This window comes from Magnetospirillum fulvum (genome assembly GCF_900108475.1).
In the GTDB taxonomy this organism is placed as follows: domain Bacteria; phylum Pseudomonadota; class Alphaproteobacteria; order Rhodospirillales; family Magnetospirillaceae; genus Phaeospirillum; species Phaeospirillum fulvum_A.
In genome coordinates, this window is record NZ_FNWO01000001.1 from 1 (window position 1) to 13,409 (window position 13,409).

Here is a 13,409-nt window from a genome sequence, read left to right on the forward strand (position 1 = left end):
CCGATCTCTACAAACGGCGCTGGGCCATCGAACTGTTCTTCCGATGGGTCAAGCAGACCCTGAAAATCCGCCATTTCCTCGGAAACAGCGAGAATGCCGTTCGAATCCAGATCGCCGTCGCCCTGATCGCCTTCCTCTTGCTCCGAATGGCCCAGGCCACCCAGAAAACCATCCAAAGCCCGCTCGCCTTTGCCCGGCTCGTTCGCGCCAATCTCATGCACCGAAAGCGCATCGACCGACTGATCGGGGGAGATCCTCAACCAAGAATCGACCCCAATCAGATGGTGCTGCTATGACCGTGACGTTTAACCGGACAGCAGTGGCCACGGGCCGAGATTGACGCCCTGTGCGACGAAGTGATCCGCGCCCCGGCCGAATCGGTCGATCAGTCCCTGTTCGCCCGGTTGAAGCCCGGCGACATCCTGTTCATCGACAGTTCGCACCGTAGCCTGGAAAACTCCGACGTCACCGCCTTGTTTCTCGACGTGCTGCCGGAGCTGGCTCCCGGCGTGATCGTCCACGTCCACGACGTCTATCTGCCCTACGACTATCCGGCCCAGGCCGAGGGGCTGATGTATAACGAGCAATATCTGCTGGCGGCATTGCTGCTGGGCGAGGCATCGTGGCTGGAGCCGGTGCTGCCATGCTTCTTTGCCGCCCAGGATCCCCGCCTGTCGGCGCATCTCGCCCCGGTGTGGGAGGCAATCGGCACCAACGCCTTTCCCGCCCCCAGCAATTCCTTCTGGCTGAACATCAAAAGACGTCGTTAAGCCATTTATTATAAATAATTTATTGCCCGTTGAGGTCTAGGTCAGGGCGATATCCCGCGCCGGTTTACCGGCGGCGGCGCGCGCCCAGACCTGTTGATAGGCCGTCTCCAGATCGGCGGCGAATCGCTTGGGATCGAACAAAGCGGCCTGGGGCAGCAACGCAGCGAGCCGGGATCGCAGGTCGGTACGACGGGGCGAGTCCAGCCCCAGCCCGACCGCCAGATCGAGCATTTCCTGGGGCGACGAGGCGATCAACTCGGGCAGGCCGATCGCCGACAGCAGCGAGGCCGCTACTCGCGAGGCGAGACGAGAGCCGGCGCAGGTCAGCAGCGGAACCCCCATCCGCACGGAATCGGCGGCGGTGGTGTGCGCGCCGCAGACCAGGGCATCGAGAAACAGATCGGCGGCGGGCAGACGCTTCAGATGCTCGGGCCGAGGCAAACGCGGTGCCCAGATCAGCCGGTCGGGCGCGATCCCGGCGCGGCTTGCGGCCTGTTCCAGCCGGGTGCGGGCCAGAGGGGGCGGGGCAAGCTGCCACAGCACCGATCCCGGAACCGCCGCCAGAATCTCCATCCACAGCGAGAAGGTGGCGCGGTCGAGCTTGCGATGGCCGTTAAACGAACAGAACACGACACCGTCTTCGGGCAGCCCCAGATCGGATCGGGGCGGCGGCGCTCTTACAGGCTCCCACGCTAGATTGGGCTGATATCCATGCGCAAGCGAGATCAGCGCTTCGGAAAAATGGTTGCGATGCGCCGGAGGGACCAGCACCGGATCGACGATGGCGTAATCGATCCAAGGCGCCGATGAACTGGCGGCCAATCCCAGCCAGGCGATCTGGACCGGGGCCGGGCGCAGGGCGACGAGGCCGGGGCGGGCATGCCGGGTGTAGACCGACATGTCAACCAGGATGTTGACGCCTTCGTCGGCAAGACGTTGCGCGGCAGAACGGTCGCTTAACGTGTTGAAATCAAGGAAAAGGTCGCTGTTGGCGACGACCCGTTGCCGCCAGTCCGATCCATCGTCGGGACCGACCGAGGCTGCAATCACTTTGACCCGGCTTCGATCGTGGTGGGCAAACAAATCCCCGGCCAGATGCATGGTGGCATGGTCGCGGAAATCCGGCGACAGATAGGCGACGGTCAGCGGCGGTGGATTGGCGGCGATACGGGGCCGAGCCACCGGACGGGGCCGTCCGGGAACACGAAAGGCGGCCTCGGCCGCCGCGATCTTGCGTAATTCGGTTCCGTCGAATGGATAGAACAGCGCGTCCTGGGTCGAGATTGCCAGCCGCCCCGGCGCGGGCCTATCCAGTCCGGCCCGGATCTCGGCGAACAAAGCCTCTTCGCGATCCCAATCGGCGGTCTCGCGGCAGGCCCGGAGCAGATGACCCTTGGCCGGGAGCAGACGGGGGTCAAGCTCCAGCGCCCGGCTTAAGGTGACGGTGGCCTCCTCGAACCGGTTCTGCCGCAGCAACGCCTGACCCAGCAAGGCATGCAGTTCACCGACACCGGGATGGCGGCGCACCGAATCTTCAAGCGCAGGGATGGCGGCATCGGGAGCGCTGGCGACAAGAAGTAAACCAAGGTTGACGTGGCCGCCAAGATGGCCGGGGGCACGCCGGATCAGGGTACGGTACGCCTCGGCGGCGGCGCTCATCCGGTTCAGGCTGCGCAAAGCGTTGCCAATCGCCAGCAGACTGTCGGCATCCCCCGCCTCGGCCAGCGGTCGCAACAGCGGCAACGCCTCCTCGGCGCGGTCGAGCGCCATTAGGCCGCGCGCCTTGCTGTACAGCGCGGCCGGATTGGTCGGCTCGATTGCCAGGATACGATCGAGATGAGGCAGCGCCTCGCTATACCGACCCGAGGTCAGCAGGGTCAGCGCCAAGGCATAGCGTGCCGCCAGCGCGTTCGGGGCCGCCGCGACCACCCGCTCCAGCAGGGCCAAAGCGGGCTTGGTCTTGCCGGCTTGGGCCAGGGCGGACGCTTTGGCCAAATCGCGGTCGAGGTCGATCATGGGCGTCTCCGCCACTCGGTGCCCTGTTTGACAAAGCGATGGTGGCGTATGGGGTGGAAAATCTCTCCGGTCCAGCCCTGGACCGTCACCTCGATCTGGTGAGAATCGAGGCGGACCAGACAATAGCCGTTCGATTCGCCGCGCAGACGGGTCGAACAGGCGGTGCTGGCCTGAACCAGAATCATCGATCCGCCGGTCGCGGCGACGATCGGTTCGACCCGGGCATGATGGGCGTGTCCGGTCAACACAACGTCAATGCCGTGGGCGATCAGGGCTTCATAGGGATGCCCGCCCCCCGCATCGTCGGGAGGGTGGTGCAGAAACACCATCCGGGCCGCCTCGGGCGGGGCGTCGGCCAGAAGGCGGTCGAGTTCGCCGAGATGGCTGTCGGTCAGCGCTCCCGATTTCCAGCGAAGCGAGCGGGTGGAATCGAGCCCGATCGCGATCAGCGATGGGTCGCGCCAGACCGAGGGAAACGCGTGGCGAGGGAGGTGGTGATTGAACTTGTCGCGGGGACGCAGCAGACGGTTGAGCGGGCGGTAAAGCGGCGACAGGTCGTGATTGCCCGGCACCAGCACCACCGGGGGGGGAAGGCGGTCGAGAAAAGCGCGAGCCTCGGCGAATTGATGCGACCGTGCCCGCTGGGTCAGGTCGCCCGAGATCGCCACCAGATCGGGGTGGGTGCGCTCGAGATCGACGAGCAGGGCCGCCACCAGACGGGGATCGGTGCGGCCGAAATGGAGATCGGACAAATGGGCGACGGTTCGCATGTCTCTAATGTCCCCGTCCGGGGACCAGGATGTTCAGTGCTCGAGGCCGGACCCGGAACAGCAGGGGCGTCGGCATCACCGCGACCTCGCCGTCGAGCGACAGCATCAGCCGTCGTCGCGGGCTGGCGACATGCACTTCGCTGGCGGAAAAGGTCTGAAGCCGCCGACTGGTTCGCCACCGGCCTAGCATCGTCTCGACCGCCAGCCACAGCAGCGACAACCGCCCGGAACAGGTGGCGATGTGGACTTCAAGCTGTCCGGTATCAAGCGAACGGCGCGACAGCGGCGGCGGTTCGTCGCGCCAGGCATTGTTGCTGATGAACAGCATCGGGGTTCGCACCCGGCGGGGGTCGCCCCGGTCCAATGTCAAGGTGACATCGATTTGGGGGAAGTGAATCAGCCCGCGCAGGGCGGCGATGGCCATTGCCGTCATCTTGTGTAACCGGCGGCGCTGGAGGTGGTCGCGGCGACGGACGATCCAGGGATGCATGCCCAGCGAGGCCCAGATCGCGAAGGGCCGCCCATCGACTTCGGCGAGATCAATCGCGGCGGTTCCGGCGCAGGCGACAGCGCGGGCGGCGTCGATCGGATCGAGGGTCAAGCCGATGTCGCGGGCGAAAAGATTGAGGGTGCCGAGCGGCAGGATGCCCAGCGGGCGTTCGCGACCCAATCCGTTGCCGACCGCCGACAAGATGGTGCCATCGCCGCCGCCGACGACGACAGCGTCGAGATCCTTGCGGACGGACAAGGCGGCGAAGCAAGCGGGTAGGTCGCGACGACCGATCATCCGGAGTTCAACCTGATGTCCTCTGTCGAGAAACGCATCGCGGATTGCCGCGACGGTGGCGGCGGGTGGAAAGCGGCGAAAGCCTCCGGCGGACCGGTTGATGACGAGAGCAAGGCGCATGATGCGACAGCAGCCCGAGCCGCTTCGGCTGTCAAGAGCGATTCTCGCACCACGAGCCTCTCCGCCCAAGATGAAGGTTGAAAAAGTTGTGAGAGAGCCTCAATCTTTCCCTTCATCAGAAGGGAAAAATCCTCCATTCCACGAACATAGGGAAGCGGAAATGACGGTGAGAACCCCTTACGACGTCGATCTCGACAAAACCTCCGCCAACTTCGTTCCCCTCTCGCCGCTTGGATTTCTCGAGCGGTCCGCGACGGTCTTTCCCGACCGCGTCTCGGTCATCCACGATCAGCGCCGCTTCACCTGGCGTCAGACTTACGATCGTTGCCGTCGGCTGGCCTCGGCCCTGGCGCAACGCGGCGTGGGCGTCGGCGACACCGTCGCGGTAATGGCTCCCAACATCCCGGCGGCGTTCGAGGCGACCTTTGGCGTACCGATGCTGGGGGCGGTCCTGTGCGCCCTCAATATCCGTCTCGACGCGGAAGCCATTGCTTTCATGCTGGAGCATGGCGGGGCCAAGGTTCTGCTGACCGACCGCGAATTTTCCCCGGTGATCGCCAAGGCGCTGGGGCTGATGAAGATGCCGCCGCTGGTGATCGACATCAACGATGCCGACACGACCAGCGGCACCCTGCTCGGCGAATGCGATTACGAGACGTTCCTGGCGTCCGGCGACCCGGACTATGTCTGGCGTTGGCCCGAAGACGAGTGGGAGGCGATTGCCCTCAATTACACCTCGGGCACCACCGGCAATCCCAAGGGCGTCGTCTATCACCACCGTGGTGCCTATATCAACGCGCTGGGCAATGCGGTGACCTGGGGGATGAGTGGGCATCCGGTCTATCTGTGGACCTTGCCGATGTTCCATTGCAACGGCTGGTGCTTCCCCTGGACGATCACCGCTTTGGCCGGAACCCATGTCTGCCTGCGCCGGATCGAAGGCCGCGCGATTTTCTCGGCGATTGAAGCACATAAAGTGACCCATATGTGCGGCGCGCCGATCGTGATGGGGATGTTGATCAACACACCGGAAAAGGACCGTCGTCCCTTGACGCATGATGTTGCCTTCATGACCGCCGCCGCGCCGCCGCCCGCCGCCGTGATCGAACGGCTGGAAGGGCAGGGATTCCGCATCACCCACGTCTATGGACTGACCGAGGTTTACGGTCCGGTGACCGTGTGCGCCTGGCACGAGGAATGGGACGAACTGCCGCAGGAAGAGCGGGCGCAGAAGAAAGCCCGGCAGGGCGTACGCTACGTCAATCAGGAGGCGATGATGGTCGCCGACCCGCTCAGTCTTGTGCCGGTGCCCCAGGACGGCGTCACGATGGGCGAGGTGTTCTTCCGCGGCAACGTGGTGATGAAAGGGTATTTCAAGAACCCGACAGCGACCGCCGAAGCCTTCTCGGGCGGCTGGTTCCACACCGGCGATCTGGGTGTCTGGCATCCCGACGGTTACATTGAGCTGAAGGACCGTTCGAAGGACATCATCATTTCGGGCGGCGAGAACATTTCGACGATCGAAGTCGAAAGCGTGCTGTATCAGCATCCCTCCGTCGCCGAAGCCGCCGTTGTGGCTCGTCCCGACGAACGATGGGGCGAGACTCCGTGTGCCTTTGTCGGCCTGAAGGAAGGCGCGGCCCCGATCACCGCCGAGGAGATCATTGCGTTCACCCGGACCAAGCTCGCCCATTACAAATGCCCGCGGACGGTAATCTTCACGAACCTACCCAAGACTTCGACGGGAAAGGTGCAAAAATACATCCTGCGTGAAATGGCTAAGAAGATGATCGCCTAAAGGTTCAATCTTTCGTATAAAACCTCGTCCAAGCGGGTAGGGACGGGGGCGACCGATGACATATGTTACAATGAAATTGAATCGGCTATCTTGATTATAGGAGAGGGTGCATTCTCGTTCATTTCTGCTTTACCGGGTGGCGATCGTGACGTCGTTAGCGAAGGGCGAGCTACCATCGTCGTTCCATCAGGGCTTGGCCGCTCAGGTCGGTGCTCTGCACCAAGAGATTCGGGCCGAGATGGAATTATCCCAACTCGGCCGGATTGCGGTCGCCCTCTACGATCCCCGCACCGATCTGCTGAAAACCTTCATCCATTCCAGCGATGGCGAAAGCCCGCTCGACCATGCCACCGCCCCTCTGTCGGCGCTGCCCAGTCTGGTCGAACTGGCCCTTTCCGGCGGCACCCGGACCCTCAACGATCTCGAGGCGGTTGCCCGCACCGGGCATGAATATGCAGCCCGGCTGGTTTCGTTCGGCTATCGTTCCAGTCATACGGTGCCGATCTGCGGTCGCGAGGGGTTGCGCGGCTTTCTGTTTCTGAACGGCTCTGTTCCCGGCTTTTTCACGCCCACGGTGCTGCGTCGCCTCAAGCCCTATGGCGATTTGATCGCCCAGATGGTGCTGCGCGAATTGGACGCCCTGCACAGCATGCAATCTATCGTCAAGGTGCTGTTGCAGATTTCGGCGGTGCGCGACGGCGAAACCGGCGGGCATCTCGCCCGGATGGCCCGCTATTCGCGGGCGATCGGGTTGAAGCTGGCGGGGCCGCTTGGGTTTAGCGACGAATTCGTCGAATATCTGTTCCAGTTCGCCCCCGTCCATGATGTCGGCAAGATTTCGGTGCCGGACCACATCTTGCTGAAACCGGGGCCGCTGACGCCGGAAGAATTCACCGTGATGCAGGGCCATGTCGCCCATGGCATCGAAATCGTCGATCTGGCGGTGGGTGATTTCGGCTTCATCTCGACCGCCCACCTTCAGATGTTGCGCCAGATCGTCGCCTGTCATCACGAAAAGATCGACGGCAGCGGCTATCCCCGCGGGCTGATGGGCGGGGACATTCCGCTTGAAGCCCGGATCGTCGCCGTTGCCGACGTGTTCGATGCGCTGACCTCGCGCCGCCCTTATAAAGCGGCCTGGAACAATGCCGAGGCGATGGCGGCATTGAATGCCGACGCGGCCGAGAACCGGCTCGATGCCGATTGTGTCGCCGCTCTGGCTGAATGTATGCCGGAAATTCTCGATATTCAGTCCCGTTTCGCCGAAACGGGGGTGGGATGACGGGGGCGCTCGCGGCGTTTCTGCTGGCAACGGCACTGGTCATTGGCGGGGCGGGGGCCGCGAGTGCGGCGGGCGATCCCTGGCCCGAGTTGCGTCGTCCCGCATCCGGGTCGGGCGAGGCGATCGGATCGGCGGCGGCGGGCTGTCTGCGCGGGGCCGAGGCCCTGCCGCTCACCGGCGCGGGCTATCAGGTGCTGCGTCCCGAACGCAACCGCGCCTGGGGCCACCCCCGCACCGTCGCCTTTGTCCGCGCCCTGGCCGCCGCCAGCCGGGCCGAGGGTCTGCCGTTGCTGCTGATCGGCGACATGGCCCAGCCGCGCGGTGGCCCGCTGCCGTTCGGCCATGCCAGCCATCAGAATGGGCTGGACGTCGATATCTGGTTCCGTCTGGCCCCGCATCCGCTCGGCCCCGACGAACTCGCTCGGCCCAAGCCGCTGTCGATGACGGAGGGCAACCGGATCGAGTCCGCGCATTGGGGGCGGGAACAAGCCCGGATGCTGGAACTGGCGGCGACGTCTCCCGGCATCGACCGAATATTCGTCCACCCGGCGATCAAGCGCGCTCTGTGTCGGTCGCTCCCGCCCGAGCGGCGCGGCTGGCTGGCGAAGCTGCGGCCGTGGTGGGGGCATAATGAACATTTTCACGTCCGGTTATCCTGTCCGGCCGAGTCGGGATTGTGCGAGCCGCAGGCCCCCGTGCCCGAAGGCGACGGGTGCGGGGCCGAGATCGAATCCTGGTTGGCCCAACCGCTGGCGGTCCCCAAGGAAAAGCCACACCGTCAGGTAAAGCCATTGCCAGCAGCCTGCACCGACCTCGCCCGGGACTGAGAGTCCGACTTTAATCAAATATTCCCGCGAGCCCGCTTGCAAAAAGTGGCGCAAGGCGGTATCAACCGGCGCATCAATCCGCACGCGGGTTCGCGGCGGCGGCTTTTTTGCCGTCCGTTCGCTCCGGTGCCGGGGGTTCCCCGGCGACGCCCGCGGAGGTTCAACCGGAGAAGCAAAGGACTTTCCGATGGCTCTTCCCACCTTTACCATGCGCCAGCTCGTCGAAGCCGGCGTCCATTTCGGCCACAACACCCGCCGCTGGAACCCGAAGATGGCCCCCTATCTGTTCGGGGTTCGCAACGGGATTCATATCATCGATCTCCAGCAGTCGGTTCCGATGCTGCATCGCGGCATGCAGGCCGTTCGTGACGTCACCGCCGCCGGTGGCCGCGTCCTGTTCGTCGGCACCAAGCGTCAGGCCTCCGAGATCGTTGCCGAGAGCGCGCGTCGCTGCGGCCAGTACTTCGTCAACCACCGCTGGCTGGGTGGCATGCTGACCAACTGGAAGACCATCTCCCAGTCGATCCGCCGCCTGCGCGAACTTGACGAGCAGCTCAGCACCGGCGCCCTGTCCGGTCTGACCAAGAAGGAACAGCTGAACCTGACCCGCGAGCGCGATAAGCTCGAGCGCGCTCTGGGCGGCATCAAGGAAATGGGCGGTCTGCCCGACGTCCTGTTCATCATCGACACCAACAAGGAAGCCCTGGCCGTTCAGGAAGCCAACAAGTTGGGCATCCCGGTGGTGGCCGTGATCGATTCGAACAGCGATCCGCAAGGCATCAGCTTCCCGATTCCCGGCAACGATGACGCGATCCGCGCCATCCAGACCTATTGCGACCTGATGTCGGGCGCGGTTCTCGACGGCATCCAGGCCGAGATCACCCGTGGCGGTGGCGACCTGGGCGCCAGCGCCGAGGCTCCGATCGAGCAGATTCCCGAGATCGAGGCGGCTTCGGCCTCCGAGGACGCCGCTCAGCCGGTCTGATCGGTTCTGTCGTGTCCGGATGGCGGCGGCTTCGAGGTCGCCGCCATTCGTTTGATCGCTTCTAAGCCCCACGAAAGAAAACGCCGAGAGAGGATTACCCCATGGCCGAGATTACCGCTTCGCTCGTCAAGGAGCTCCGCGAGAAGACTGGCGCCGGTATGATGGATTGCAAGAAGGCGCTGAACGAAGCCGCTGGCGATCTTGAGGCTGCCATCGACTGGCTGCGCACGAAGGGCCTTGCCGCCGCCGCCAAGAAGGCCGGTCGCGTCGCTGCCGAAGGTCTGGTTGGCGTCGCCGCCGAAGGCACCAAGGGCGTTGTCGTCGAAGTCAATGCCGAGACCGACTTCGTTGCCCGCAACGATCAGTTCCAGGGCTTCGTGTCCGCCGTCGCTCAGGTGGCGTTGGCCCAGGGCGGCGACATCGAGGCGGTCCGCGCCGCCGCGTTCCCCGGTTCCGACAAGAATGTCGGCGAGCAGCTGACCGCCCTGATCGCCACCATCGGCGAGAACATGTCGCTGCGCCGTTCGGTGCGCCTCGAAGTGACCGACGGCGTCGTCGCGTCCTACGTCCACACCCAGGTCGCTCCCGGTCTGGGCAAGATCGGCTGCCTGGTCGCGCTCGAATCGACCGCCGACAAGGCCCGTCTGCTCGAACTCGGCCGTCAGCTGGCGATGCATGTCGCCGCTGCCAACCCGCAGTTCCTCGACCCGACCTCGGTCGATACCTCGGCGCTCGATCGCGAGCGTAATGTTCTGACCGAGCAGGCTCAGGCGTCGGGCAAGCCCGCCAACGTCATCGAGAAGATGGTCGAAGGTCGCATCCGCAAGTATTACGAGGAAGTCTGCTTGGTCGAGCAGGTTTTCGTGATCGACCAGGAGAACAAGATCTCCAAGCTGCTCGAAATCAAGGGCAAGGAATTCGGCGCGCCGATCAAGTTGGTTGGTTTTGCCCGCTATGCCCTGGGCGAAGGCATCGAGAAAGAGCAGACCGACTTCGCCGCCGAAGTCGCCGCCCAGCTCGGGCGCTAGACGGTTCGCACTGGATTAGCGATGGCCGCCCCCTGTTCATCCAGGGGGCGGTCTCGTCCGTGACAACAGGCGCGACAGGCTGCTGGAATAGTGTATGATCGCCGCCGCCCGGTCCCGTGCAAATGAAGCCGACCGCGCTTCCCGGCCTTTGTGCCACCAAGCCCCAAAGGGAGCCTATGGCCAGCAACGCTCAGTACCGACGCGTTCTTCTTAAAATTTCCGGCGAAGGCCTGATGGGGTCCAAGGAGTACGGGCTTGATCCCGTCACTCTTGATCGAGTCGCAGGCGAGGTGCGATCGGTCCGCGATCTCGGCGTCGAAGTCTGTATCGTGATCGGCGGTGGAAACATCTTCCGCGGCGTCTCGGGCGCCTCGACCGGGATGGAACGCGCCGCAGCCGATAATGTCGGTATGCTGGCGACAGTGATTAACGCCCTGTCGCTGCAAAACGCTCTTGAAAAGCATGGGGTTGAAACCCGGGTTCAGTCGGCGATTGTGATGCCGACCGTTTGCGAATCCTTCATTCGCCGCCGGGCCATCCGTCATCTGGAAAAGGGACGGGTGGTGATCTTTGCCGCTGGTACCGGCAACCCGTTCTTCACCACCGATACCGCCGCCGCCCTGCGCGGGGTCGAAATGGGCTGCGACGCGCTGCTCAAGGCCACCCAGGTCGATGGCGTTTATTCCGCCGACCCTAAGAAGGTCAAGGATGCGGTCCGCTACGATCGCCTGACCTTCAACGAGGTTCTGTCCCGCGACCTCGCGGTGATGGACACGTCGGCGATCGCGCTCTGTCGCGAAAACCGGATGCCCATCGTCGTGTTCGACCTGCACCGTCCGGGCGCATTCGCCCAAGTGGTGATGGGGCGCGGGCTGTTTACTACTATCGCGAACGATTAGAAAAGGGGTTCGATCGTGTCTGTTCCGACCACCTGGAGCGATCTCAGGAAGGATATCGTCCGGCGCATGGACAGCGCCGTCGAGGTTCTTAAAAAGGACTTTTCCGGCCTGCGTTCCGGTCGCGCCTCGACCAATCTGCTTGATCCTGTCGTGGTCGAGGCCTATGGCCAGACCATGCCGCTGTCGCAATGCGGGACCGTCGGTGTGCCCGAGCCCCGGATGCTGACGGTACAGGTGTGGGACAAGGGTCAGGTCAAGGCGGTTGAAAAGGCGATTGCCAATGCCGGTCTCGGCCTCAATCCCCAGGCTGACGGCCAGTTGATCCGGGTGCCGATTCCGCCCCTGAACGAAGAGCGTCGCAAGGAATTGCAGAAGGTCGCCGGAAAATATGCCGAGGCTGCCCGCATTTCCGTCCGCAACGTCCGCCGCGACGGGATGGATTCTTTGAAGAAGATGGAAAAAGACGGGCATCTCTCCGAAGACGAAATCAAAAAGCACGAAAAAGAAGTCCAGTCTGTCACCGACGAGACGATCAAGAAGATCGACGATCTGCTGACGAGTAAGGAAAAAGAGATTATTCAGGTCTGAGCAGAATGGAATCCTCGCCCCAAGCCGCCGAGTTGCCTCCGCCACCGGTCCATGTCGCCATCATCATGGACGGCAATGGCCGCTGGGCGCGCTCGCGGGGGCTACCCCGCACCGCCGGTCATAAGCGTGGCGCCGAATCCGTTCGCCGAACCGTCGAAGCCGCGCGAGAAATGGGGGTCTCCTATCTGACTCTGTACGGGTTCTCGTCAGAGAACTGGAAGCGTCCGGCCAGCGAGGTCGCCGACCTGATGGGGCTGTTGCGCCTGTATTTGCGCAACGAGATTGCCAATCTGCATAAGAACGGCATCCGTCTCAAGGTGATCGGCGACCGCACCCGGCTCGGGCCGGATATCGTCCGGATGATCGAGGACGCCGAGGCGAGGACCGAATCCAACGTCGCACTGACGCTGGTTCTGGCCCTGTCTTATGGCGGGCGGCAGGAAATCGTTGAGGCGATGCGCTCGGTCGCCCGCTCGGTTGCCGCGGGCACCCTGTCGTCGGACGTCATCGACGAAACCGTCGTCGGCGCGCATCTGTTCACCTCGGGCATCCCCGATCCCGACCTTATCATCCGCACCAGTGGCGAAAAACGGATCAGCAATTTCCTGCTCTGGCAGGGGGCTTACGCCGAACTGGTGTTCATCGAGACCCTATGGCCGGATTTCGGCCGCGCCGAGCTGGAAACCGCCTTGCGCGACTTCCATCGTCGCGACCGCCGCTTCGGCGGGGCGAGGTAAATTGTCCAAGTGCTGAAAACACGCGCTCTGTCCGCCCTGGCTCTGGCTCCGCCGGCCCTCCTTGCCGCCTGGTATGGCGGATATCCCTTTGCCTTGCTGGTCGCCATCGCGGCCGCGCTGATGTGCTGGGAATGGCACCGTATCGCCTGTGGCGGGTTCGGCTATGCCGCCCGCGCCGCCGCGATTCTCTGTTTCGCCGCGTCGGTGCTGACGGTTTCCGCGCCGCAGACCGCCCTTTATACGGCGGGGGGGGCGGTGCTGGTGTCGGTATTGCTGGTCTGCCCGGTACCGGGCCGCCGCGCCTGGTCCGGATTGGGGGCGCTATACATCGGCCTGCCGTCACTGGCGCTGGTGTGGCTGCGCGGCGATCCCGATTTTGGCTCGGCGACGGTGTGGTGGCTGCTGCTGGCGGTATGGGCCACCGATATCGGCGCTTATGCTTCCGGTCGTCTGATTGGCGGCCCGCTGCTGATGCCGCGTGTCAGCCCGAAAAAGACCTGGGCTGGCCTGCTGGGCGGGATGCTGTGCGCGGCTCTGGTTGGGCTCGGCGTCGCTTGGGTCGGGGCTTTTTCGCTGGTCTGGGTCGCGATCGCCAGCGCCGGTCTCGCGGTGGTGGCGCAGGCGGGCGACCTGCTCGAATCGTGGGTCAAGCGGCGCTGGGGCGTCAAGGACTCAAGCAACATCATTCCGGGCCATGGCGGGGTTCTCGACCGCGTCGATGGCCTTTTATCCGCAGCGATCGTGGTGGCGGCGTTGACGCTCGCCACCGGCCGCGCGGTCCTGACTTGGCAGTAAGCTGATA

Annotated in this window: 14 protein-coding genes; 11 read left to right on the forward strand and 3 right to left on the reverse strand. The window is 64.0% G+C overall.

Features of this window, described 5'->3' with window-relative positions:
• Together BLW40_RS00005 and BLW40_RS00010 are read left to right on the forward strand one after the other, a co-directional pair.
• The coding region (locus tag BLW40_RS00005) for a transposase (protein WP_139305435.1) at window positions 1-296 on the forward strand (296 nt) is incomplete at its 5' end.
• Between the two features lie 48 nt (window positions 297-344).
• The gene (locus tag BLW40_RS00010; protein ID WP_342027648.1) at window positions 345-770 is read left to right on the forward strand and encodes a class I SAM-dependent methyltransferase; all 426 of its coding nucleotides are present in this window, start codon (window positions 345-347) and stop codon (window positions 768-770) included.
• A gap of 36 nt (window positions 771-806) precedes the next feature.
• Here BLW40_RS00010 and BLW40_RS00015 read toward each other — a convergent pair whose 3' ends face one another.
• From BLW40_RS00015 to mamU, 3 genes are read right to left on the reverse strand one after another with little or no spacing between them, the layout of a single operon-like run.
• On the reverse strand, window positions 807-2,786 hold the full coding sequence (locus BLW40_RS00015; RefSeq protein ID WP_074764303.1) for an O-linked N-acetylglucosamine transferase, SPINDLY family protein: 1,980 nt from the start codon (window positions 2,784-2,786) through the stop codon (window positions 807-809).
• A complete protein-coding gene (locus BLW40_RS00020; RefSeq protein ID WP_074764305.1) occupies window positions 2,783-3,556 on the reverse strand; it encodes a metallophosphoesterase family protein in 774 nt (257 codons plus the stop codon). The genes BLW40_RS00015 and BLW40_RS00020 overlap by 4 nt, the downstream gene beginning before the upstream one ends.
• A gap of 4 nt (window positions 3,557-3,560) precedes the next feature.
• On the reverse strand, window positions 3,561-4,463 hold the full coding sequence (gene mamU / locus BLW40_RS00025) for a lipid kinase MamU (RefSeq protein WP_074764307.1): 903 nt from the start codon (window positions 4,461-4,463) through the stop codon (window positions 3,561-3,563).
• 160 nt (window positions 4,464-4,623) lie between these two features.
• Here mamU and BLW40_RS00030 point away from each other — a divergent pair, with 160 nt between their 5' ends.
• From BLW40_RS00030 to BLW40_RS00070, 9 genes are all read left to right on the forward strand, one after another.
• The gene (locus BLW40_RS00030) at window positions 4,624-6,261 is read left to right on the forward strand and encodes an acyl-CoA synthetase (protein WP_074764309.1); all 1,638 of its coding nucleotides are present in this window, start codon (window positions 4,624-4,626) and stop codon (window positions 6,259-6,261) included.
• 145 nt (window positions 6,262-6,406) lie between these two features.
• Complete coding sequence (locus tag BLW40_RS00035) at window positions 6,407-7,543, forward strand: HD-GYP domain-containing protein (RefSeq protein ID WP_074765016.1); 1,137 nt, start codon at window positions 6,407-6,409, stop codon at window positions 7,541-7,543.
• Window positions 7,540-8,370 carry a penicillin-insensitive murein endopeptidase gene (gene mepA, locus BLW40_RS00040; RefSeq protein WP_074764311.1) on the forward strand — a complete coding sequence of 277 codons (831 nt, stop codon included), beginning with the start codon at window positions 7,540-7,542 and terminating at the stop codon, window positions 8,368-8,370. The genes BLW40_RS00035 and mepA overlap by 4 nt, the downstream gene beginning before the upstream one ends.
• Window positions 8,371-8,557: 187 nt before the next feature.
• Entirely contained in the window at window positions 8,558-9,355 is a 798-nt protein-coding gene (gene rpsB / locus BLW40_RS00045) for a 30S ribosomal protein S2 (RefSeq protein WP_074764313.1), read from the forward strand.
• Between the two features lie 101 nt (window positions 9,356-9,456).
• Window positions 9,457-10,383, forward strand: coding sequence for a translation elongation factor Ts (tsf, locus tag BLW40_RS00050; RefSeq protein ID WP_074764315.1), 927 nt, complete (start codon window positions 9,457-9,459; stop codon window positions 10,381-10,383).
• Between the two features lie 176 nt (window positions 10,384-10,559).
• Window positions 10,560-11,282, forward strand: a complete 723-nt coding sequence (gene pyrH, locus BLW40_RS00055; protein ID WP_074764317.1) for a UMP kinase — start codon at window positions 10,560-10,562, stop codon at window positions 11,280-11,282.
• A 15-nt stretch (window positions 11,283-11,297) separates the two neighbouring features.
• Window positions 11,298-11,870: a ribosome recycling factor gene (frr, locus tag BLW40_RS00060; protein WP_074764319.1), complete on the forward strand. Its 573-nt coding sequence runs from the start codon at window positions 11,298-11,300 to the stop codon at window positions 11,868-11,870.
• Between the two features lie 5 nt (window positions 11,871-11,875).
• Window positions 11,876-12,607 (forward strand): isoprenyl transferase, encoded by a 732-nt coding sequence (locus BLW40_RS00065; protein WP_074764321.1) that lies wholly within the window; start codon window positions 11,876-11,878, stop codon window positions 12,605-12,607.
• A gap of 9 nt (window positions 12,608-12,616) precedes the next feature.
• The gene (locus tag BLW40_RS00070) at window positions 12,617-13,402 is read left to right on the forward strand and encodes a phosphatidate cytidylyltransferase (RefSeq protein ID WP_074764323.1); all 786 of its coding nucleotides are present in this window, start codon (window positions 12,617-12,619) and stop codon (window positions 13,400-13,402) included.
• Window positions 13,403-13,409: the final 7 nt, after the last annotated feature.

Excerpts from the sequence above, each read along its gene's own strand:
- BLW40_RS00015 (WP_074764303.1), bottom strand. The coding sequence starts at position 2,786 with ATGATCGACCTCGACCGCGATTTGGCCAAAGCGTCCGCCCTGGCCCAA.
- BLW40_RS00020 (WP_074764305.1), bottom strand. The coding sequence starts at position 3,556 with ATGCGAACCGTCGCCCATTTGTCCGATCTCCATTTCGGCCGCACCGAT.
- mamU (WP_074764307.1), bottom strand. The coding sequence starts at position 4,463 with ATGCGCCTTGCTCTCGTCATCAACCGGTCCGCCGGAGGCTTTCGCCGC.
- BLW40_RS00030 (WP_074764309.1), top strand. The coding sequence starts at position 4,624 with ATGACGGTGAGAACCCCTTACGACGTCGATCTCGACAAAACCTCCGCC.
- mepA (WP_074764311.1), top strand. The coding sequence starts at position 7,540 with ATGACGGGGGCGCTCGCGGCGTTTCTGCTGGCAACGGCACTGGTCATT.
- rpsB (WP_074764313.1), top strand. The coding sequence starts at position 8,558 with ATGGCTCTTCCCACCTTTACCATGCGCCAGCTCGTCGAAGCCGGCGTC.
- tsf (WP_074764315.1), top strand. The coding sequence starts at position 9,457 with ATGGCCGAGATTACCGCTTCGCTCGTCAAGGAGCTCCGCGAGAAGACT.
- pyrH (WP_074764317.1), top strand. The coding sequence starts at position 10,560 with ATGGCCAGCAACGCTCAGTACCGACGCGTTCTTCTTAAAATTTCCGGC.
- BLW40_RS00065 (WP_074764321.1), top strand. The coding sequence starts at position 11,876 with ATGGAATCCTCGCCCCAAGCCGCCGAGTTGCCTCCGCCACCGGTCCAT.